The following is a 20,206-nucleotide window of genomic DNA, read 5'->3' on the forward strand; positions in this document are numbered from 1 at the left end:
GGCTCGGCGTGACGTCCCCGTCAGGTCCATCGGTGTCCATGTATCCATGACTGGACATCACCCGCACCACTGCCACCACGACCACGGATCCGACGACGAGGTGCCGTACGGTCAGGTTGCGGTCCCCACCGGCTTCGCCCGGCGGACGCTGCTGGCCGGTGCCGGCGGGACACTGATGCTGGCCGCGCTGCCGGCCGCGGCCCGGGCAGCCAACACGACGAGGGCCGGCGCCCCGACCGCGGCGGTCGGTGCCGGCCGTTCATCCCGGATCACCCAGGGCACGATGTTGGTCCACGCCGACATGCACAACCACACGGTCATGTCGGACGGTGACGGCAGCGCCGAAGCGGCGTTCGCCTCGATGCGTGAGGCCGGTCTGGACGTCGCCGCGCTGACCGACCACGCCACGCTCTTCGCCATCGACGGGCTGAGCTCGTCGGAGTGGCGGACCACTGGTGACCTGGCCAACGCGGCCAACGATCCGGGGCGGTTCACCGCCATCCGCGGGTTCGAGTGGTCGCATCCTCTGCAGGGGCACATCAACGTCTGGAACACCTCCGACTTCGCCGACCTGCTGCGGGCCAGCAGCCCCGGCAGCCTGTACAACTGGCTCACCGGCCGGCCCGGTGGACTGGCGAGCTTCAACCACCCAGGTCGGGAGGCGGGCCGGTTCGACAACTTCTCCTTCAACTCCTCGGCCCGGGATCAGCTCGTGGGCCTGGAGATGTTCAACCGGACCGACGACTTCCTCTTCGAAGGGTGGTCGTCGGGTGTGACGTCACCGCTGGTGGCGTGCCTGAACGCGGGTTGGCGGCCGGCGCTGACCGGCGTCACCGACGAGCACGGCACCACCTGGGGCTTTCACGAGGGTAAGGGCCGCAGCGGCCTGTGGGTCGCGGAGAACACCCGCGCCGCCGTGTTCGAGGCGATGGCCGCCCGCCGGTCCTTCGCCACCCGCGTCTCGGGCCTTCGGGTGGACGCCACCGCCAACGGCGTACGCATGGGTGGGGTGCTGAACGTGACCGCCGGCGACGTCCGGTTCCTGCTGGACCTTGACCGCGGCTCGGCCTGGGACGGCAAGCCGTTGCGGATCCAGGTGCTGCGTCCCGGCACCTCGGCGCCGACCGTCGTCGACGTCATCGACACCGTCAACGGTCAGGTCACCGACTTCACCGTTCCGCTCGACGTGAGCGACGGTGACTGGGTGGTGCTGCGGATCTCCGATCCGTCCCTGCCCAACGGCACCCCCGGCCCGGCCGGTCACCCGTGTAACGACTTCGCGGTGGCCTACACCAGCCCCTGGTGGCTTCGCCCCTGATCCGGCCGCGCCGGTGCGGGCACGGCCGGGGCAGTCACCGTCGGCTGTGCCCGCGGCGTTATGCGCGTCGTCCGCTCCTCGGAGTTCTGCTCGCTGGCGGCGTCTGGGCACGGCCGACACGCGAATCGGCGGCGACCGTCCGGATGAGGGTCGCCGCCGATTGCGTGGTCGATTCGGTCAGCTGGCCGAGCAGGCCGCGTCCAGCTCCTTGACGGCGGCGTCCAGGGCCTTCTTGCTGGGCTTGGCGTCGGCCGACTTGTTGTACGCGTCGCTCAGAGCCATCATCTCGTCCTGGATCTTCTCGGAGGCGGCGGTGACCGCCTCGTTGGCGCCGATCGAGTGCGCCAGGATCGCGACAGAGCCGGCGGCCCACTGGGCACTGACCGCGAAGTGCCCGGCTGGCGGGCCGATCTTCTCAGCCTTGGTGATCTTCGCCGCGTTGTCCTTGATGTCCTTCCTGATGTCGGCGCAGGCCTTCACCGTGACCGCGTCGTTGGCCGCGGTGCTGGTCGTCGCGCTGGCCGTGCCGCCGGTCGGCGCGGCGCTCGAGGCCGCCGGGGACGGCGAGGTCGCGGTGTCCGCGGATTCGGGCTGCGGATCGCAGCCGGACACTGCGATCGCCGCCGTGACGGCCAAGCCGATCAGGATGAGTCGATTTCGGTTCATTTCGATGTTTCCCCCGTGATCTTCAATGTTCGGCGCACGCTACCAGCGGTGGTCGAACGGGTGGGACCGGTTTTCGGGGCCGACGAGCACCGATCCCCAGACCTGCAACTGGGTGCGAGGCGGGACCGGTGGCGGCGAACCGCGACTTCACCGGCGCCAGCAGGCAGGTGCGGAGCCAGAGGTCGCTGGTGGAGCGGCCGCGCCCCAGCAGCTCGTCGATCTGACGTGACGGGCCTATCCGAGCAGCGCCGCCACCGCGGCCAGGGTGACCAGCGACAGCGTCGTGGTCACCAGTACCGCCCGGTTGGCCACCGTCTCGCCGACGCCGTACTCCTGACCGAAGATGAACGTGTTCTGCGCCGTCGGCAGGCCCGCGCACACCACCACGGCGAGCAACTGCGGCGCGGGCAGGCGCAGGGCCAGCCCGGCCGCGTACGCGATGACCGGCTGTGCGACGAGCTTCAGCACGGTGATCACGACCAGTTCGGCCGGCCCGGTCGGCTCTGCCCGCGACGGCGTCGTGCGGTGCAGCGACGCACCGAGCGCGACCAGGGCGGCCGGCACCGCGGCACCCGCCAGCAGGGTGAGCGACACCTCGACCGTCGACGGCAGCCGGAGGCTGGCCGCCGAGCACGCCACACCGAGCAGCGACGCCAGGATCACCGGGTTGCGTACCGGCAGGGAGGCGATGCGGCGGATCCGTACCCGCCCCGCCGGGTCGGTGTGCCGGTCCAGGGCGATCAGGATCACCGGCGTCACCACCAGCACCTGTAGCAGCACCACCGCCGCCAGGAACGACACGTCGCCGAGCACCTGCGTGGCGATCGGGATGCCGAGGTTCGCCGAGTTCACGTACCCGGCGGCCATGCCCCAGATCGGCCGTTCGTCGGGCCGGCGACCGAACAGCCGGCTCGCGCCGACCCAACCGAACCCGATGACCGCGGCGGTGCTCACCCCGAAGGCGAGCAGCGCGCGGCCGGCGAACCCGGACAGCGGCATTCGGGACAGCGCCAGGAACAGGGCGGCCGGCATCGCCAGATGGAACACGAACCGGCCGAGCACCGCTGCCACCGCCTCGCCCAGCAGGCCCCGGCGGCAGGCCACGTAGCCGACCACGGTGAGGATCCAGATCGGTACGAACGCCGACGCCAGGCTCATCCGGGGGTCGATCGGTGCGTCACGCGTCCAGCCTCGCATCCGCCCGGTCCGGGCAGGCAGCCGGCTCATCCGCGGCTTCGCGGGCGTACCCGAGGGCTGCGGCGCGGCCCGCCGGAAAGTGCGGCGCGTGCGCGGCGGTGGTTGGGTAGCGTGCCGGGCGTGATCGAGCTTGTGGAGCGGCACACGGTGCTCGCGGTCGTGGTCGGGTCGCGGGCGTACGGGCTGCATGACAGCGCCTCCGACCACGACCGGCGGGGTGTCTACGTGGCGCCGACGCGGGCCTTCTGGCACCTGGACAAGCCGCCGACGCACCTCGACGGTCCGGCGCCGGAGCAGTTCTCCTGGGAGTTCGAGCGCTTCTGCGCGCTGGCCCTGCAGGGCAACCCGACGGTCCTGGAGGTGCTGTGGTCACCGCTTGTGGAGTCGATCACGGTCGACGGTGAGTGGTTGGTGGCGGCTCGGCGGGCGTTCCTGTCGACACGGGTGGCCGAGACCTACGGCAACTACGCCCGGGACCAGCTCAACCGGGTGGCGGCCCGCCGCGAGCGCACCGGCGAGACGAATCACAAACAGGCCATGCACATGATCCGGTTGCTGATCGCCGGAGCGCACGTGCTGCGTACCGGGGAGGTGCTGGTCGACGTTCGCCACCTGCGTGGACGGTTGCTCGCGGTGCGGCGCGGCGAGGTGCCCTGGGAGGAGGTCAACGCCTGGGCGGCGCAGCTCCTGGACGACCTGGCCGACGCGGCTGCCGCTACCGTGCTGCCCGATCAGGCTGACCGGGCCGAGGTGGATCGGCTCCTTGAGGCCGTACGGGAGAGGAACCTGTCATGACCGTCGACGTGCCCTCGTGGGCCGGCGAGGTGGCGCGTGCGCTACCCCGTCCGGTGCTGTTCGCCACCGTCAGCGGCGCGCATCTGTACGGATTCGCGTCCGTCGACTCCGACCTGGACCTGCGGGCCGTGCACCTGCTCCCGGCCGAGGAGGTGGTCGGGTTGCGTACCGGTCCGCAGACCTTGCAGCACATGGGCGTGCGCGAGGGCGTCGAGTTGGACGTGGTCAGTCACGACCTGCTGAAGTTCGCCACTCTGCTGAACAGCCGCAACGGGTACGTCCTGGAGCAGGTGTTGTCGCCGTTGGTGGTGGTGACGACGACGGTGCACGCCGAACTCGTCGCGCTGGCCCCGCGCCTGGTCACCCGGCACCACGCGCACCACTATCTCGGGTTCGCGGCCGGCCAGGAGCGGTTGTCCGCCAAGACCGGGCAGCTCAAGCCCGCGCTGTACACGTTGCGGGTGCTGCTCACCGGGATCCACCTCATGCGCACCGGCCGGGTGGAGACAGATCTCGGCGTGCTCGGCACCGAGTTGCCGTACGTACCGGATCTGATCGCGGCCAAGCGGGAGGCCGAGCACGGGCCGCTGCCCGCCGGCGCGGCGGCCCGGCTCGCCACCGACGTGCCGCGGTTGCGCGCTGAGCTGGAGGCGGCCCGGGACGCCTCGACGTTGCCCGAGCAGGCCGAACCGGCGGCCGTGGCGGCCCTGCACGATCTGGTGGTACGCACCCGACTACAGGGGCACCCGGACCACCAGCCCGTCGCCCTCCCCGGCCCGAGGCCGGCGGAGCGTACGGGGGACGACCAGCGACGTTGAACGGCGGGCGGCATTCAGTGCCGCGTGACCGACACCTTCCGGTCCCCGGTCCAGGCCGCTTCGAGGATCGCGGTCAGACTGGCGGTGTCCGTCGGGCCCGGATGGTTCTGGATCAACCGAGTGACACCGCCGGCCATCTCCGCGAAACGCGGGAGATCGGCGCGGGCCACGCCGATGTCCGCCAGGGTCGGTGGGATGCCGATGTCGGCGAGCAGCCCGTCGAGCCAGGCGAGGAAGGCGTCCGCGGCCTCGGCATCCGAGGCGTCGGTCACGTCGAGCCCGCACACCCTGGCGAGGTTGGCCAGCCGCTCTCCGATGGCGTCTTTGGCCGCGTCCAGCGCGTACGGCAGCAGCAGCCCGACGCCCAAGCCGTGCGGGGTGTGGGTGGCTGCGCCGATGGGGTACTGGAGGGCGTGCGGGGCGGCGTTGCCCGCGTGCGAGAAGGCGAGTCCGGCGAGCATGGACCCGTAGGACATGTCCGCGCGGGCCTCCGTGTCGCCGCCGTCCCGGACCGCCCGGCGCAGGCTACGGGCGATCCGCTCCGCGGCCAGCAGCGCGTAGTGGTCGGTGATCGGGTTGCGGCCGAGGAAGACCTGCTCCACCGGGTCACGCGGTCCGTGGGGCCGGGGTCGTGCGGTGTAGCTCTCCACCGCGTGACAGAACGCGTCGATGCCGGAGTGGGCGGTGACCGTCGCCGGGCAGGTGTAGGTGAGCTCGGGGTCGACGATGGCGAAGTCGGGCACGATGTGGACGCTGGAGACGCCCACCTTCAGCGCCCGGTCCGGGTCGGTCAACACCGAGACGGGGGTGAGTTCGGAGCCGGTGCCGGACGTCGTCGGGACCGCGACGAGGGGAAGCGTCGGCCCGGGCACCTTCGACTCACCGTAGAAGTCGCGGGGCGTCCCACCGTGGCGCCGGATGACGCCGACGATCTTGGCGAGGTCGATCACCGTGCCACCCCCGATGGCGAGGATGACGTCGGCGTCCACCTCGGCGGCGGCCGAGACGGCCAGGTCGACATCGGTCAGTGGCACGTCCGACGTCGCGTCGGAGAACACCTCGACGGCCTCGACCTTCTCCCGGACGGCGGCCACGATCTCGGCCACGCCCGGCTGGCCCAGGAGAACCCGGTCGGTCACGACGAGGACCCGCGAGCCACTCTCGGCCACCACCCGGGGGATGTTCTGCGCGACCCCTTCGCCCACTATCAGTTGGCGTGGTCCGCGGACGGTCTCAAGCATGTCGGTGCCTCTCTCGGAACGTCGGCGGCGATGTGCGGGACGAAAGCCCAGGTCACCTGCGGGACCTGGGCGCGTCGGCAGGGCGGGCCGCCCGGGTGGCGCGGGTGCGCGCGCCGGGCGGCCGGAGCAGCAGACCGGTCACGGCAGGTCGATCGCCGCGTAGGTGAGGTCGAGGTATTCGAGGATGCCCTCGTGCGACCCCTCCTTGCCGATCCCGGACTGCTTCACGCCCCCGAACGGAGCTGACGGATCCGAGATCAGCCCACGGTTGATGCCGATCATCCCCGTCTCCAGCCCTTCGGCGAACCGGAGCGCCCGCGCCAGGTCGCGGGTGAAGACGTATCCGACCAGCCCGTGCTCGGTGTCGTTGGCCTTCGCCAGCACCTCGTCGTCGGACGTGAAGGAGATGATCGGCGCCACCGGGCCGAAGATCTCGGTCTTCAGCATCCGTGCCTCGTCCGGCACGTCGACGAGGACGGTGGGTGGGTAGAAGTGGCCCGGCCCGTCCGGGCGCTTACCACCCACCAGCACCCGGGCGCCCCGGTCGACCGCGTCGGCGACGAGGTCGTCGATCGTGGTGACCGAGGCCTCGTCGATCAGCGCACCGACGTCCACACCGTCGTCGAGACCGTGACCCACCGAGAGCGCGCCCATCCGCTCGGCGAAGCGCGCCGTGAACTCCTCGCGTACCGGCTCCTCGACGTAGATCCGGTTGGCGGCGATGCAGGACTCACCGATGTTGCGCATCTTGGCCACCATCGCGCCGTCGACGGCGACGTCCAGGTCGGCGTCCGCACACACGATCAGGGCCGCGTTGCCGCCCAGTTCCATCGAGGTACGCAGTACGTTGTCGGCGGCCTGCCGGAGCAGCACCCGCCCGACCTCGGTCGAGCCGGTGAACGACAGCTTGCGGGTCCGACCGTCGGCCAGCAACGCGGAGACCACCTCGCCGGAACGCTTGGTGGTCACCACGTTGACGACGCCCGGGGGAACGCCGACCTCCTCCATGATGCGGGCCAGGAGCAGCATGGTGAGGGGCGTCTGGCCCGCCGGCTTGGTGACCGTCGTACAGCCCGCGGCCAGCGCGGGAGCGATCTTGCGGGCGCCCATGGCCAGCGGGAAGTTCCAGGGCGTCACGAAGACGCACGGCCCGACCGGCTTCGGCACGGTGAGGACGCGGTATCCACCGGCGGGGGCGGTGCTGTAGCGCCCCTCGACGCGTACCGCCTCCTCGGCGAACCACCGGAAGAACTCGGCGCCGTAGCCGACCTCCGCCCGAGCCTCGGCGAGCGGCTTGCCCATCTCCAGCGTGATCAGCCGGGCGATGTCCTCGGACCGCTCGATCAACGCCCGGTACGTCGCGGTCAACAACTCTGACCGTTTGCGGGGCGGGGTCGCCGCCCACCCCGCCATCGCCGTGCTCGCCGCGTCCAGAGCGGCGAGCCCGTCGACGACGCCGGCGTCCGCCACCTCGGCGATTGTCGTGCCGGTGGCCGGGTCCTCGACGGCGAAGGTGCGTCCGCTCGCGGCGTCGCGCCACGCGTCGCCGATCCGGAGCCGGCGGTGCTCGGGGGCCAGGACGGTCATCGGGTCACTCATTGCGTCGCCTCCTGTGATCTTCGTGGTGCTGTCCGGAGCCGGCGCGGTTACCGCCCCGCCTCGGAGAGCGACAGCCCGGTGTCCGCATCGAACAGGTGCGCCCGGTCCAGGTCGACCGTCACCGACAGCCGCTCGCCCGGGGTGCCGGTGATGGTGGGCCGGGCCTTGACCTTGAGGATCTCGGTCCCCACCCGTACGTCGACCACCGTGCGGTCCCCGAGCGGCTCAAGCCCGTAGAGCTCTCCCGCCAACGACGCGGGCCCGCGCTGCTCGACGGAGAGGTCCTCGGCCCGTACGCCCAGCAGCAGCGGCCGCCCCTCCTCGGCCGTGGTCCAGTGGGGCCGTGGCAGCGTCCAGCCGTCCGTACCGACCAGACGGTCCCCCTCGGCGCGGCAGGCGAGCAGGCTGATCGGCGGGCTCCCGACGAACCCGGCCACCCACTGGTTGGCGGGGCGCTCGTACACCTCGGTCGGCGTGCCGACCTGCTGCACCTTGCCCTCCTTGAGGACCGCGACCTGGTCGGCCATGGACAGCGCCTCGACCTGGTCGTTGGTCACGTAGATGAAGGTCGCGCCGAGGCTCCGGTGGATGCGGGTGAGCTCGGTGCGCATCTCCACGCGTAGTTTGAGGTCGAGGTTGGTCAGTGGCTCGTCCATGAGGAACGCCCGAGGGCTGCGGACCAGCGCCCGGGCGAGGGCGACGCGCTGCATCTCGCCGCCGGACAACTGCGCGGGACGACGCTGCAACAGCCGTTCGATGTGCAGCAGGTTCGACATCTTCTCGACGGCGGTGGAGATCTCGCTCGGCGAACAGCGGCGGGCCCGCAGCGGTGAGGCGATGTTCTCGTACGCCGTGTGTCGCGGATAGAGGGCGTAGTTCTGGAAGACCATGGCCAGGTCGCGTGCGGCCGGCGGGTCACCGGTCGCGTCTCGCCCGTCCAGGTGCACCGACCCGCCGTCAAGCTTGTCCAGGCCGGCGATCGCTCGCAGGGTCGTCGTCTTGCCCGCCCCGGAGGGCCCGAGCACGACGAAGAACGAGCCGTCCGGCACGTCCAGCGTCACCCCGTCCAGGGCCTGGACCTTGCCGAAGGACTTGCGCAGCCCGTGCGCTGCCACGGTTCCCATCAGGCCACCAGCTCTTCCGTGCTCACGTCGTAGACCGCCGGGGTTCCGCCGGTGTGCCGCAGCCCGACCTTCGCGTCGGCGGCGAAATGCACGGTCGGTGGCATCCGGACCCGTACGTCGCGCTGACCGCCGTGGTCGACCACGTAGATGATTTCGTCGCCCAGCCATTCCGCGGAGACCACCCGGGCCGGAATCGTGCCGTCCGCGCCCGGAGCGGTGACCTCCAGCGCCTCCGGCCGGACGCCGGCGACAAGGCGACGGTCGCGGGACAGGCCGGGCGGTGGCGTGAGGACCAGTCCGCCCTGACCGTGCAGCTCACCGTCGGCCACCTCCACGTCGATCAGGTTCATCGGCGGGGAGCCGATGAACGCGGCGCAGAAGAGGCTCGCCGGGCGGTCGTAGACCTCCAGCGGCGTACCGATCTGCTCGACGCGTCCCTTGTTGAGGATGGCGATCCGGTGGCCGAGTGACATCGCCTCGACCTGGTCGTGGGTGACGTAGACCATGGTCGCGCCCAGCTCTCCCTGGAGGTGCTTGATCTCCGTGCGCATGTCCGCCCGCAGTTCCGCGTCCAGGTTGGTGAGCGGTTCGTCCATCAGGAAGGCGCGCGGTCGGCGGACCAGGGCGCGGGCGAGCGCGACGCGCTGTTGCTCGCCGCCGGACAGCTGGCGCGGTCGCCGGTCCAACAGTGGACCGAGCCGCATCAGCCGGGCGGCCTCCTCGACCCGCGCGTGCACCTCCTGCTTGGGCAGTCCCTCGGCCCGCAGCGGGAACGCCAGGTTGTCGCGGGTGCGCAGGTGCGGGTAGAGCGCGTAGAACTGGAACACCATGGCGATGTCGCGTTCGGCGGGTGGCAGGTCGTTGACCAGCGTGTCGCCGATACGGATGTCGCCGGACGTCTGCCGCTCCAGGCCGGCGATGGCCCGTAGCGTGGTCGTCTTGCCGCAGCCCGACGGGCCGAGCATCACGAACAGCTCGCCGTGGCCGATGGACAGGTCCACCCGGTCGACGGCGACCGTGCCGTCCGGGTAGCGCTTGTGCAGCGCGCTCACCTCGATGCTGGCCATCAGCGTCGCACCGCCCCGAGCGTCACACCGGCGATGAGGTGCTTGCGCACCAGGTAGGCGAAGACGAGCACCGGCAGGGCGAAGACCACCGAGGCGGCTGCGACGAGACCCCAGTCCGTCGTGGTGCCGCCGATCAGGCCGGCGATGGCGGGTGGGGCCGTCCGGACGCTGTCGCTGGAGGTGAGGAAGATGGCGAACACGAACTCGTTCCACGAGAAGATGAGGGCGAAGACCGCCGTCGCGGCGATGCCGGGCACGAGCTGGGGGAGCGTGTACCGCCAGAACGCCTGGAGCCGGGTGTAGCCGTCGAGCATGGCGGCGTCCTCGTACTCCGACGGCACCTCGTCGACGAAGCCCTTCATCATCCAGATCGTGAACGGCACGTTGAACGCGGCGTAGATGAGGATCAGGCCGATCTTGTTGTCGATGAGCCCGACCTGGCGGTACATGAGGAAGATCGGGATCACGACCACCACCGGCGGCATGAACCTGGTGGAGAGGATGAAGAACAGTTGGTCCTTCTTGGCCTTCACGGCGAAGCGCGAGTAGGCCCAGGCCGCCGGGACGCCCAGCACGGTGGCCAGCACCGTGGAGGCGCCGGCGACCACGAAGGAGTTGAGGAAGCTGACGGACACGGGCGTGCGGCCGTCGCCCTGAGCGACGAACACGTCCTTGTAATGCTGGAGGGTGACGGCGAAGTCGAAGAACTTCGCCGGGATGGCGTAGACGTCCCGGTTCTCCTTGAAGGACGTCTCGATCATCCAGAGCACCGGGAAGAGCATCACGGCGGCCAGCACGGTCAGCAGCACGACCTCCACCGCGGAGCGGCCCCGACCGCTGGAGCGACGCGCGGGAGGTGGGTGATCCCCGGCCGGACCGGTGGACACGGCCTCGTCGACGGAGACGGCCATCAGTCCTCCTTGAGCTTGTTCAGGTAACGCAGGTAGAGCTGCGTGAGGACGATGACCACGAGGACCATGAGGATTCCGTACGCCGACGCCGTCCCGGTGTTGAAGCCCAGGAACGCGACCTTGTAGATGTGGAACGACAACGTCTCGGTGGAGACGCCCGGGCCCCCGTTGGTGAGGATGTAGACGAGGTCGAACAGCCGGAACGCCTCGATGGCCCGGAACATCACGGCGATGAGCAGCAGGGGCCACACCAGTGGAAGAGTGATGGTGCGGAACTTGAACCACTCGGACGCCCGGTCGATCGAGGCGGCCTCGTAGAGGTACTTGGGCACCGCGCTGAGGCCGGCGAGCGCGATGAGCATGATGAACGGCGTCCACTGCCAGGTGTCGACCACGATCAGGGAGATCAGGGCCGTACGCTGCCGGGTGAGCCACTCCACCTGCCCGAGGCCGACCGAGCCGAGCATGCTGTTGACCACGCCGAACTGGGCGTCGAGCATGAAGCGCCAGAACAGCCCGACGACGACCGGCGACAGCATCATCGGGACCAGGAACAGGGTGGTCAGCGCTCCCCGCCCACGCGTGCGCCGGGAGATCAGGTAGGCGATGCCGAAACCGAGCACGGTCTGCAGGGCGACCGCGCCGATCACGTAGATCACCGTCGTCACGGCCCGCGTGTGGACCTGCGCCGACGTCAGGATGGCGGTGTAGTTGCCGAACCCGACGAAGTTGGCGGGGCCCCCACGGGTGGCCGAGTAGTCGGTGAAGGACAGGTACAGCGCCCACAGCAACGGGAACACCGACATGGCGAGCAACAGCAGCAGCGCGGGGGAGATGAAGGCCACGGCGAGCCCACGGTCGCTCAGCCGGCGGGACCGGCCCGGTGCGGGTGGCGTCACGGACGCCACCTGCCCGGGCTGGTCGGTCGTCGAAGGGGCGTTGCTCACAGTCCGCCGCCGCCCTTGCGGTTACTCGAGTCGAGCACGCTCTGCTGCTCCTTGGCGATGTCGTCGAGCGCGTCCTTCGGCTTCTTCGCGCCGTTGAGGGCCGCGTTCACGTTGGTGTTCTCGATGTCCACGAGGCGCGCGTACTCGGGCACGTTCCACATGTCCCGCATCCGCGGCACCGAGTCGGCGTACACCTTGTTGAACGGCCCGGCGTTGAGGAATTCGGGTGACTGGATCGCGTCCGTCCGCGATGGCACGCCACCGGCGGCGGCCCACTTCTTCTGGATGTCAGCCCGCTCGAACCACTTCATGAAGTTGAGGGCTTCCGCCTGGTTCGCCGCGCCGGAGTAGGCCGACACGTGCATGCCCATGCCGCCGAGCGGGACCAGGTCCGTCTTCTGGGTCGGCAGGGTGGCGAAGCCCAGCTTGTCGAGGATCTGCTCGCGCGTGGTGCCGAGCGTCGACTGCTTGGGGTCGAGCAGGCCGCCGCTCGCCGCGATCCAGTTGAACGCGATGCACGCCTTGCCCTGGGCGACCGCCGCGTTGACCTCGTCGATGAACCAGTTGCCGGAGCCCTTGGCGGTCAGCGGCTTCATCTTGTTGACCAGGACGTCCATCGCCTCCTGGCCCGCCGCGTCGTTCAGCACACCCTGGATCTTGCGCGTCTTCGAGTCCCAGAGGTTCCCGCCGTAGACGCCGTTCACCGTGTTGTAGGTGACGGCGGCGGCGTCGGAGCCGTTGGCCTGGTGGAAAGCGAGCCCGCTGACGCCGGGGTTGTCCGCCTGGCACTTCGTCGCGACCGAGATCATCTCGTCCCAGGTCTGCGGGGGCTTGTCGCCGATCAGGTCCTTGCGGTAGATCATTGTCCAGGTGTCGCCGAGCAGCGGCAGCCCGTACAGGCTGGCGTTCTCGTCGCGCTTGCCGGTCTCCGCCTGCGGGAACTGGCCGTAGGCCGCCAGGAGGTACGGGTCGTACGCAGAGACCTCGATGTTGTTCTTGACGAAGTCGGTGAGGTCGAGGATGTTGCCGTTCGTCACGGCCTCGCCGATGTGCTGCGAGTCCAGGATCGCGATGTCGAAGTCGGTCTTACGCGCGGCGAACTGGGTGAACATCGCGTCGTGCCAGTTCGCGTTCGGCACGGTGTTGACCTTGATGGTCGCGTTCGGCCGTTCCTTCTTGTACTCCGCGTTCGCGAAGGCTTCCAGTGCCTGGGCGGGCGGCCAGTCGAACCAGATGAAGCTGAGGGTCAGCGGATCCTTGCTGAGCTCCGGGACGGCGGCCGGCGCCTTCGGTGCGCTCGCCTTCGCGTCGTCGTCCTTGCTGTCGCCGCACGCCGCCAGGGTCGAGGCCACCAGCAGCATCGCCGCAGTCGCCAGCCGCACCTTCCGACCGGTAGCGGGCATTCTTCCTATTCGCTTCTGATCGCGCATGTTATGCCTGCTTTCTGGGTGGGAACTTCTAGGACCTCGCTATGTGCTTCGCCGAGCCGTTGCTGGGTTGTTCAGAGGTGCTGCCGCGCCGTCGCGGGGGCCGGCGTCACGGGTGCGCCAGGAGGTGGAGAATGAAGATCATCCGCCACTTTTCCTATACGATCTGGTGGGGGCGTCAGCATGCCGCAGCGCTGTGACTGATGTCAACAGGTCGCAAAGGCGCAAGAAGGGACCTCACGTCACCATGGACGACGCAGCGATGATCGCGCGGGGCCGCAGGGCCGCGCCGGGCGGAACGACGGCCGGAAGATCGGGCGGCCGGCTCGCCGACGAGGTGTACGACACGCTGCTCGGACAGCTGATGTCGCTACGGATCGAGCCCGGCTCCCGCGTCACGATCGATGTCCTGGCGCGAGAGTTGGGCGTCTCCCAGACGCCGATCCGAGACGCCCTGAACCGGATGGAGGCCGAAGGGCTGGTCGTACGGGTGCCCCATGCCGGCTACCGCATCCCGCCCCAGATCACCCGGCACCGGTTCGAGGACATGCTCGAGGTCCGCCTGCTTCTCGAGCCCGCGGCGGCGCGCCGGTCCGCCGAGCGCGCCACTGTGGAACAGGTGGCCGGTCTGCGTCGGATGCTCGAGGAGATGGCGGAGCTGGAGGGGGGCGCCGGTCCGGCGGCGTACGGCGCCTTCGGGCTCCGCGACGCCGCGTTCCACGACCTGGTCGCCCTGAGCGCGGAGAACCAGGTGATCCGGGAGGCGTTGGCTCGCCTGCACAGCCACGTGCACCTCTTCCGGCTGCACCACGACGCCCAGGTCACGCACCTGGCCATGGCCGAGCACGAGGCCGTCGTGGCCGCGATCGCCGCGCGGGACCCCGACGCCGCCGCCTACGCGATGCGCCGGCACATCCTGCGGTCCGGCGAGCGTTTCCGACGATTGTTCGACGAGGTCACGGACGCGGACCCGACGGCGGTAGAGGCTTGACGGGCGGGCTGGGCCGAGGAATGCTATCGCCAACGGATCGGATCGGATTGGATCTCCACCACCCGCCCCCAGATGCGAGGAGAAGCAGGTGCCCAGAGCGCTGCTCCTGACCGGCGACGCCGCCGAGGAACTCGACACCATGTATCCCTACTACCGCGTGCAGGAGGGCGGCTGGGACGTCGACGTCTCGTCACGGACGCTGCGCGACGTGCAACTGGTCATCCACGAGTTCGACCCCAACTCCGACGCCTACGTGGAGAAGAACGGTCGCAAGCTGCCCGTCGACGTGCCCTGGGCCGAGGTCGACGTCGAGCGCTACGACGCCCTGATCATCCCCGGCGGGCGCGCTCCCGAGTGGATCCGCGTCGACGCCGACGTCCGGCGGATCACCGAGCACTTCTTCGCCCGCAACCTTCCCATCGCGCTGGTGTGCCACGGCGCGCAGGTGCCGGCGGTGTACGGGCTGCTCAAGGGCCGCAAGACGGCGTGCTTCCCGCCCATCACCGGTGACATGGAGAACGCGGGCGCGACGGTCATCGACGCTCCCGACGTCGTGGACGGCAACCTCGTCTCCTGCCGCGGCTGGCCGGACATGCCGCAGTTCGGCCGGGCGATGATGGAGGTCTTCTCGAAGTCCGTCAGCTCCGCATCGGCATGAACGCGCCTGGCCTGCCCCGGTGACCGCACTCCGAACCGTCCCGGTCGACGGGTCACCCGTCCACCTTCTGGAGAGCGGCGCCGGGCCGGCGGTGCTGATGCTGCACGGCTCCGGACCCGGCACGACCGGGTCCGGCGCCTGGGCATCGACCGCGCAGGCGCTGGGCGCGTCCTGGCGCGTGGTGGCTCCGGACCAGGCGGGCTTCGGTGGTACCCCCGTTCCGGCGGGCTCCCGGGGCGGGCTCCGGCTGTGGACGGAGCAGGCCGCGGGCCTGATGGATGCCCTCGGTGTCGAGCGCTACGCCGTGGTGGGTCACTCCATGGGCGGCGCGGTGGCGCTGGCGTTGGCCGCCGCGCGTCCCGAGCGGGTCACCCGGGTCGTGGCGGTCTCCACAATGGGCGCTCCCGAAGCGCCGCTGTCGACCGATCTCGACGCGGTCTGGGCCGCTCCCGCCGACCCGCTCGGGGCCCGGGACATGCTGAGCCGGCTTTTTCTCGACCAGGCTCTCGTCACCGACGCGGCCGTCGAGGCCCGAGCGGCGGCGATGCGCGACGGGGCGGCCGCGTACGCGTCGTTGTTCCCGCCGCCCCGGTCGCGGTGGGTCGACGACCTCACCCTCTCCGCGCAGACGCTGGCGGGGATCCGCGCGCCCGTGCTGCTGGTGCACGGCGCCCAGGATCGGCTCACCCCTCTCGACACGGCCGCCCGACCCCTGCTCGAACACCTGGCCGACGTCCGTCTGCACGTGTTCGGCCGATGCGGCCACGTACCGGCGATCGAGCACCCGCGTGAGTTCGGGCGACTGCTGTCGTGCTTCCTGCACCCCGACTGAGGCACCGGGCAGGTGTCCTGTCGGCCACCGGGACGGGAGCCTCGACATGACCGGAGGCGGCGGTCGTGAGGTGACGATCGTCGATGCGTGCACGCGCCGTGGAGCAGGGGGCAGCCCTACCGCCGTCCTGATCGATGACAGCGCGCTCGACGACAGCGCTCGGCAGGAGATCGTCCGGCGAGCCGGCACCTCGCACGCGGCGTTCGTCGACACCGAGGCGGACACCGCGCCGACGGTGCGGTTCTTCACCGCGTACGGCGAGCTCACCAACTGCGGCCACGGCACCATAGCCGCGCAGGCCGTCCTGTTGCACCGTCGCCGGTCCGGGGAACTCCGCGCTCGCCAGCGGACGGGTGGCCGCACCTTCGACACGACCGCGATCCAGCGTGACGACGGCATCGAGGTCTGGTTCGACCAGGGCACGGTGGACCTTCAAGGTGGTACCGCTGCGGGGCTCGACCGCGTCCTCGCCGCTCTGGGCATCAGACCGGACGACATGCCCGCCGAGGACGCCCCGTGTGTCGCCTCACCGGGAACACCGCGCCTGCTCGTACCGGTGACGGCGCTGCCGACCCTGCTCTCGATGCGGCCCGACCTTCCTCGCCTCGCGGCAGAGTGCCGTCGCCTCGGTTATCTCGGCTGTTTCGTCTACACGCTCTCCCCGACCGGCGCCGCGGCGACCGCGCGCATGTTCGCGCCGGCCATCGGAGTTGGCGAGGACGTCGTCAACGCGAACAGCACCGGGTGCCTCGCCGCGTACCTGTTCGCGACCGGCCGCCCCGGCAGCATCGCGGTCGAGCAGGGGCACACCGCGGGCCGTCCCTCGTCGGTCTTCGCCACCGCCGGCGCCACCGCGGACGGCATCTCCGCCCGAGTCGGCGGAATGGCCGTCATCCGATCCGGACCCAACGGCTGAGAGGGTCGGCTCGCGGCCGGCACTCGCGGCTGACGGGGGGACGCATTCGATGGAGAACGGGTCGTCTATCGGACTCGTTGCGGGTCTCGTTCGCCAAACTCTGGCCATGTAAGAATTCATTCGCCGTGCGGATTGTCAATGGCTGACATGTTCCCATGGAACATACGCGAATCCCATTCGCCATGAGGTTTGCCGCGCGGAACAATCAACGCATCCCGCGGCCACCCGACCGGGCAGTGCACCAGTGGCACGAGGATGATCATTATGACTCAGGCGACAACGAACGACACCACCTCGACCGAGACCGTCCCCACCCGCCATCCGCTCAGCAGGCAGTTGTTCTGGCTGCTCCCCGTCGCCCTGGCCTCGGTCGGAATCTGTGTGTTGCTGTTTCAGAAGCAAGCGTGGGGTGCAAACGCCGCGGCCATCATCAGCGTTCCGATCAACATCGCGGCCATCGTGGTGACTGTGCTGGTCGACCGGGGCGCCTTCAAGACCCCCGCCCTCCGCAAGCCACGTGGCAAGTCGTGGAGGATGAAGGTCGCTGTCTACTTCACCGCGGGTGCCCTCGTCCTCAGTGCCGCGTTCTGGTGGTTCCAGCGGGAGCCCGACCCGTTCGACTACATGTCGGGCGAGGTCCGGATCGGTTACAACGCGTTCCAGTACGAGGGTTGGCACACCGACAAGAATGGCGAAACCGGGTTCGATGTCGCCCTTGCCAACGAGATCCAGTCGCACTTCGAGGGCGCCCGTCTCAAGTGGGTAGACCTGGGCACCCTGGACAACCGGATCAACGCGCTACGTGGCAAGTGGCGTGCTTCTGACGGAGACCCGCGTCAGGAACCTGTCAAACTCGTGATCTCCAACTTCTCCTCGACTCCGGCACGAGCCGAGGTGATCGACTTCGCTGGCCCTTACTTCGTCGACATCCAGGGCTTTCTCAGTCGGAGCGATGCCAAGAACATCGCGGAAATCCCACGTGGCAAGGTTTGTGCCATCAAAGGCTCGACCACTTTGGCGAAACTGGAGCAGATTCACTGGAATCCGGTAGAGGCCCATTCCATCGCCGAGTGCGTCAACAGATTCAAGAGCAATGAGGTCGATGCCGTATCGGGTGACCGTTCGGTCCTTGCCGGATACGCGCTGAGAGTAGGCGTGAATCCGCCGATCTCCCTCGGGTACGGGCAGGAGAGGTACGCCGTCGGCATACCGAACAACATGCCGCGCCTGTGCCGGGAGATCAGCAAGGTGATCACCGACTTCCTGGAGTACGGCTGGCAGACAACCTTCGACGACACCCTCGGACCCGTTGGCCTGTCCGATTCACCACCACCGCAGGCCGTCGAGCCCTGCGAGCCGGCGGCGCCGTGGCTCAAGCGGTAGCGCGAGCCGACCGGTCTCCATGGCGATCATCGACGTCTATCGCTACGATCCGGTATCGAACCGTAACGATGCGTAGGGGTGTGCTGACCCATGCCCTGGGCGTAGGCGATCCGAAGTCGCTACCAATGTGACGCCGGCCTGAGGATCGCGCCGTCCCGACGAAGGGAATTCGGATGACCGAGAGCGCGCAGACCACCGGGAGCCGAACCGTCCCGCCCGCGCGGTCGTACCCGTTCAGTGTGCCCGACCGCCTCGTCGTGGATCCCACCTACGGCGAGTTGCGCGAGCACGAGCCGATGACCCGGGTGCAGCTCCCGTACGGCGAGGAGGCGTGGCTCGCCACCCGGTACGAGGACGTCCGTACGGTCCTCGGCGACGTGCGGTTCGGCCGCGCGCCGGCCGTCCACCGCGACGAGCCGAGGCTCACCCCGCGCCAGCAGTACAGCGGCATGCTGACCATGGATCCGCCCGATCACACCCGGCTGCGTCGGCTGGTGGCCAAGGCGTTCACGGCACGTCGGGTGGAGGCGCTGCGCCCCCGGACCCAGCAGATCGCCGACGGGCTGGTCGACGACATGCTCCGGCTCGGTCCTCCGGCCGATTTGGTGGAGCACGTCGCCACACCGCTGCCGATTCAGGTGATCTGTGAGCTGCTCGGGGTTCCGTACGCCGACCGCGACCGGTTCCACCTCTGGTCCGAGGCCATCGTCTCGACCACCTCACTGCCGCAGGAGACGATCCAGGAGTACCTGAACAACCTCTGGGGCTACATCGGCGGTCTGGTCGCCGAGCGCCGCCGCGAGCCGGAGATCGACGACCTGCTCGGCGCGTTGGTGCGGGCCCGCGACGAGAACCAGGACCGGCTCAGCGAGACCGAGCTGGTGGAGTTGGCCGCAGGGCTGCTCGCGGCCGGGCACGAGACGACGGTGACTCAGATCCCCAACTTCGTCTACGTCCTGCTGCACAATCCGGACCAGCTCGCCCGGCTGCGGACCGATCCGTCGCTGGTGCCGGCCGCGGTCGAGGAACTGCTGCGGTACGTGCCGCTCGGCGTCGGTTCGTCCTTCGCCCGGTACGCCAAGGAGGACGTCGAGGTCGGCGGGGTGCTGGTCCGAGCCGGTGAACCGGTCCTCGGCTCACTGTCGTCGGCGAATCGGGACGGTACGGTCTTCGCCGACCCGGACCGGCTGGACTTCGCGCGGGAGCAGAAACCTCACCTGGGCTTCGGGCACGGCGTGCACCACTGCGTCGGCGCGCAACTGGCCCGGATGGAGTTGCAGGTGGCCGTCGCCACCCTCGTGACCCGCCTGCCCGGACTGCGGCTCGCCGTACCCGAGACAGAGCTGAAGTGGAAGCGCGGCATGTTGGTACGGGGTCTGCTCAGCATGCCGGTGGCGTGGTGAGCGCCGCCTGGCGGATCGGGGTGGACTCGGGTCGTTGCATCGGCACGAGCATCTGCGCCGGCACCGCGCCCGAGCATTTCCGCCTGGTCGACGGCCTCTCCGCGCCGTTGGCCGACGTCGTCGCGCCGGCCGAGGTCGTCCTCGACGCGGCCAACTCGTGCCCGGTGGAGGCGATCATCGTCCGCGACACGACCGACGACCGGCTGCTCGCGCCGGAGGAGTGATCCGTCCTCCACGCCGAGCCTCAGCGCGAGTTTCGTCCGGCGTTGGCATCGCTGCGGTTGCCGCCTATGGTGGAGACATGTCCCCGGTGACGTTCCGCTCTCCTGCCGTCACCGGTGTGGCGGCAATCGGGGCTGCCCACGTGGCGGCGGCGTGCCGGATGGTCGGTATGCGGGTGCCGGTTGTCCGCGTGGCGCACATCGCGCCCATCTCGCGGCTGTTGAACCCGACGCGAACCGGCCGAGGCCCACCTGCGGAATCGTTGCAGTACGAAACGACCGTCAGGGCGAAGCTATCCAGCTTCGGCCCTTTTTCTTTTTCCCTTCGAAAGTAGAGGTAGCACCATGAGCGTCGATCATCGAACCGTCGACCAGGGTTGGTTGGCTGATCTGCGAGCCTCGCTGGCGGAAGACTTCGCCACGCAGACGGCTCGGCTGCGGGAACTGACCGAGCTCAACGCGGACACCGGCGACCCGAGTGAGGCCCACCACCGGGCCGCACTGCTGGTGGCCACCCGCCGCAACATCGAGCAGATCACCGGTGCGCTGAGCCGGATCAGCGCCGGGACCTACGGGGCCTGCGCGGGGTGCCGCAAGGACATCCCGGCCGAGCGGCTCGAGATCCTTCCGCACGCGCAGTTCTGCGTGTCCTGCCAGGCGAAGCAGAACGGCTGACCGGCGGTGTGGCTGCC

20 protein-coding genes are annotated in these 20,206 nt (G+C 69.7%); 11 read left to right on the top strand and 9 right to left on the bottom strand.

All coding sequences use genetic code 11. The features are described from left to right. The first annotated feature begins 46 nt into the window (after positions 1-46). Positions 47-1,318 (top strand): CehA/McbA family metallohydrolase, encoded by a 1,272-nt coding sequence (locus tag AC3EN4_RS07115; RefSeq protein ID WP_435205123.1) that lies wholly within the window; start codon positions 47-49, stop codon positions 1,316-1,318. 177 nt (positions 1,319-1,495) lie between these two features. On the opposite strand, the gene AC3EN4_RS07120 is transcribed toward AC3EN4_RS07115, so the two are convergent. Together AC3EN4_RS07120 and AC3EN4_RS07125 are read right to left on the bottom strand one after the other, a co-directional pair. Continuing rightward, on the bottom strand, positions 1,496-1,984 hold the full coding sequence (locus AC3EN4_RS07120; protein WP_435205124.1) for a hypothetical protein: 489 nt from the start codon (positions 1,982-1,984) through the stop codon (positions 1,496-1,498). 234 nt (positions 1,985-2,218) lie between these two features. Next, entirely contained in the window at positions 2,219-3,211 is a 993-nt protein-coding gene (locus AC3EN4_RS07125; RefSeq protein ID WP_435205125.1) for an AEC family transporter, read from the bottom strand. 90 nt (positions 3,212-3,301) lie between these two features. On the opposite strand from AC3EN4_RS07125, the gene AC3EN4_RS07130 reads away from it, so the two are divergent. Together AC3EN4_RS07130 and AC3EN4_RS07135 are read left to right on the top strand one after the other, a co-directional pair. After that, positions 3,302-3,976 (top strand): nucleotidyltransferase domain-containing protein, encoded by a 675-nt coding sequence (locus AC3EN4_RS07130; protein ID WP_435205126.1) that lies wholly within the window; start codon positions 3,302-3,304, stop codon positions 3,974-3,976. Continuing rightward, a complete protein-coding gene (locus tag AC3EN4_RS07135; RefSeq protein ID WP_435205127.1) occupies positions 3,973-4,794 on the top strand; it encodes a nucleotidyltransferase domain-containing protein in 822 nt (273 codons plus the stop codon). The genes AC3EN4_RS07130 and AC3EN4_RS07135 overlap by 4 nt, the downstream gene beginning before the upstream one ends. Positions 4,795-4,808: 14 nt before the next feature. Here AC3EN4_RS07135 and AC3EN4_RS07140 read toward each other — a convergent pair whose 3' ends face one another. From AC3EN4_RS07140 to AC3EN4_RS07170, 7 genes are all read right to left on the bottom strand, one after another. Then, a complete protein-coding gene (locus AC3EN4_RS07140) occupies positions 4,809-6,035 on the bottom strand; it encodes an iron-containing alcohol dehydrogenase (RefSeq protein ID WP_435205128.1) in 1,227 nt (408 codons plus the stop codon). A gap of 138 nt (positions 6,036-6,173) precedes the next feature. Further along, the gene (locus AC3EN4_RS07145) at positions 6,174-7,634 is read right to left on the bottom strand and encodes an NAD-dependent succinate-semialdehyde dehydrogenase (protein ID WP_422735612.1); all 1,461 of its coding nucleotides are present in this window, start codon (positions 7,632-7,634) and stop codon (positions 6,174-6,176) included. 47 nt (positions 7,635-7,681) lie between these two features. Continuing rightward, positions 7,682-8,758, bottom strand: a complete 1,077-nt coding sequence (locus AC3EN4_RS07150) for an ABC transporter ATP-binding protein (protein WP_435205129.1) — start codon at positions 8,756-8,758, stop codon at positions 7,682-7,684. Then, a complete protein-coding gene (locus tag AC3EN4_RS07155) occupies positions 8,758-9,825 on the bottom strand; it encodes an ABC transporter ATP-binding protein (RefSeq protein ID WP_435205130.1) in 1,068 nt (355 codons plus the stop codon). The genes AC3EN4_RS07150 and AC3EN4_RS07155 overlap by 1 nt, the downstream gene beginning before the upstream one ends. After that, positions 9,825-10,736 (bottom strand): carbohydrate ABC transporter permease, encoded by a 912-nt coding sequence (locus tag AC3EN4_RS07160; RefSeq protein WP_422735609.1) that lies wholly within the window; start codon positions 10,734-10,736, stop codon positions 9,825-9,827. The genes AC3EN4_RS07155 and AC3EN4_RS07160 overlap by 1 nt, the downstream gene beginning before the upstream one ends. Next, on the bottom strand, positions 10,736-11,635 hold the full coding sequence (locus AC3EN4_RS07165) for a carbohydrate ABC transporter permease (RefSeq protein ID WP_422735608.1): 900 nt from the start codon (positions 11,633-11,635) through the stop codon (positions 10,736-10,738). The genes AC3EN4_RS07160 and AC3EN4_RS07165 overlap by 1 nt, the downstream gene beginning before the upstream one ends. Before the next feature lie 44 nt (positions 11,636-11,679). Continuing rightward, complete coding sequence (locus tag AC3EN4_RS07170; protein WP_435205131.1) at positions 11,680-13,065, bottom strand: ABC transporter substrate-binding protein; 1,386 nt, start codon at positions 13,063-13,065, stop codon at positions 11,680-11,682. Between the two features lie 292 nt (positions 13,066-13,357). Here AC3EN4_RS07170 and AC3EN4_RS07175 point away from each other — a divergent pair, with 292 nt between their 5' ends. The 8 genes from AC3EN4_RS07175 (at position 13,358) to AC3EN4_RS07210 (ending at position 20,189) form a co-directional block, all read left to right on the top strand. Continuing rightward, on the top strand, positions 13,358-14,101 hold the full coding sequence (locus tag AC3EN4_RS07175) for a GntR family transcriptional regulator (protein WP_435205132.1): 744 nt from the start codon (positions 13,358-13,360) through the stop codon (positions 14,099-14,101). An 88-nt stretch (positions 14,102-14,189) separates the two neighbouring features. Next, positions 14,190-14,759, top strand: coding sequence for a DJ-1/PfpI family protein (locus tag AC3EN4_RS07180; RefSeq protein WP_355047859.1), 570 nt, complete (start codon positions 14,190-14,192; stop codon positions 14,757-14,759). Between the two features lie 19 nt (positions 14,760-14,778). Next, complete coding sequence (locus AC3EN4_RS07185; protein ID WP_435205133.1) at positions 14,779-15,591, top strand: alpha/beta fold hydrolase; 813 nt, start codon at positions 14,779-14,781, stop codon at positions 15,589-15,591. 46 nt (positions 15,592-15,637) lie between these two features. Next, positions 15,638-16,507, top strand: a complete 870-nt coding sequence (locus AC3EN4_RS07190; protein WP_435205134.1) for a PhzF family phenazine biosynthesis protein — start codon at positions 15,638-15,640, stop codon at positions 16,505-16,507. Positions 16,508-16,771: 264 nt separating this feature from the next. Continuing rightward, positions 16,772-17,890 carry a transporter substrate-binding domain-containing protein gene (locus AC3EN4_RS07195; protein WP_435205135.1) on the top strand — a complete coding sequence of 373 codons (1,119 nt, stop codon included), beginning with the start codon at positions 16,772-16,774 and terminating at the stop codon, positions 17,888-17,890. A 173-nt stretch (positions 17,891-18,063) separates the two neighbouring features. Further along, positions 18,064-19,293 carry a cytochrome P450 gene (locus AC3EN4_RS07200; RefSeq protein WP_435205136.1) on the top strand — a complete coding sequence of 410 codons (1,230 nt, stop codon included), beginning with the start codon at positions 18,064-18,066 and terminating at the stop codon, positions 19,291-19,293. Continuing rightward, a complete protein-coding gene (locus AC3EN4_RS07205; RefSeq protein ID WP_422735599.1) occupies positions 19,290-19,517 on the top strand; it encodes a ferredoxin in 228 nt (75 codons plus the stop codon). The genes AC3EN4_RS07200 and AC3EN4_RS07205 overlap by 4 nt, the downstream gene beginning before the upstream one ends. Positions 19,518-19,859: 342 nt before the next feature. After that, positions 19,860-20,189: a TraR/DksA family transcriptional regulator gene (locus AC3EN4_RS07210; protein WP_422735597.1), complete on the top strand. Its 330-nt coding sequence runs from the start codon at positions 19,860-19,862 to the stop codon at positions 20,187-20,189. The last annotated feature ends 17 nt before the right edge of the window (positions 20,190-20,206 follow it).

The organism is Micromonospora sp. bgisy143 (genome assembly GCF_057708145.1).

Coding starts and splice junctions, on each gene's coding strand:
- AC3EN4_RS07115 (WP_435205123.1), top strand. CDS start 47: ATGACTGGACATCACCCGCACCACTGCCACCACGACCACGGATCCGAC.
- AC3EN4_RS07120 (WP_435205124.1), bottom strand. CDS start 1,984: ATGAACCGAAATCGACTCATCCTGATCGGCTTGGCCGTCACGGCGGCG.
- AC3EN4_RS07125 (WP_435205125.1), bottom strand. CDS start 3,211: ATGAGCCGGCTGCCTGCCCGGACCGGGCGGATGCGAGGCTGGACGCGT.
- AC3EN4_RS07135 (WP_435205127.1), top strand. CDS start 3,973: ATGACCGTCGACGTGCCCTCGTGGGCCGGCGAGGTGGCGCGTGCGCTA.
- AC3EN4_RS07140 (WP_435205128.1), bottom strand. CDS start 6,035: ATGCTTGAGACCGTCCGCGGACCACGCCAACTGATAGTGGGCGAAGGG.
- AC3EN4_RS07145 (WP_422735612.1), bottom strand. CDS start 7,634: ATGAGTGACCCGATGACCGTCCTGGCCCCCGAGCACCGCCGGCTCCGG.
- AC3EN4_RS07150 (WP_435205129.1), bottom strand. CDS start 8,758: ATGGGAACCGTGGCAGCGCACGGGCTGCGCAAGTCCTTCGGCAAGGTC.
- AC3EN4_RS07155 (WP_435205130.1), bottom strand. CDS start 9,825: ATGGCCAGCATCGAGGTGAGCGCGCTGCACAAGCGCTACCCGGACGGC.
- AC3EN4_RS07160 (WP_422735609.1), bottom strand. CDS start 10,736: ATGGCCGTCTCCGTCGACGAGGCCGTGTCCACCGGTCCGGCCGGGGAT.
- AC3EN4_RS07175 (WP_435205132.1), top strand. CDS start 13,358: ATGGACGACGCAGCGATGATCGCGCGGGGCCGCAGGGCCGCGCCGGGC.
- AC3EN4_RS07190 (WP_435205134.1), top strand. CDS start 15,638: ATGACCGGAGGCGGCGGTCGTGAGGTGACGATCGTCGATGCGTGCACG.
- AC3EN4_RS07195 (WP_435205135.1), top strand. CDS start 16,772: ATGACTCAGGCGACAACGAACGACACCACCTCGACCGAGACCGTCCCC.
- AC3EN4_RS07200 (WP_435205136.1), top strand. CDS start 18,064: ATGACCGAGAGCGCGCAGACCACCGGGAGCCGAACCGTCCCGCCCGCG.
- AC3EN4_RS07210 (WP_422735597.1), top strand. CDS start 19,860: ATGAGCGTCGATCATCGAACCGTCGACCAGGGTTGGTTGGCTGATCTG.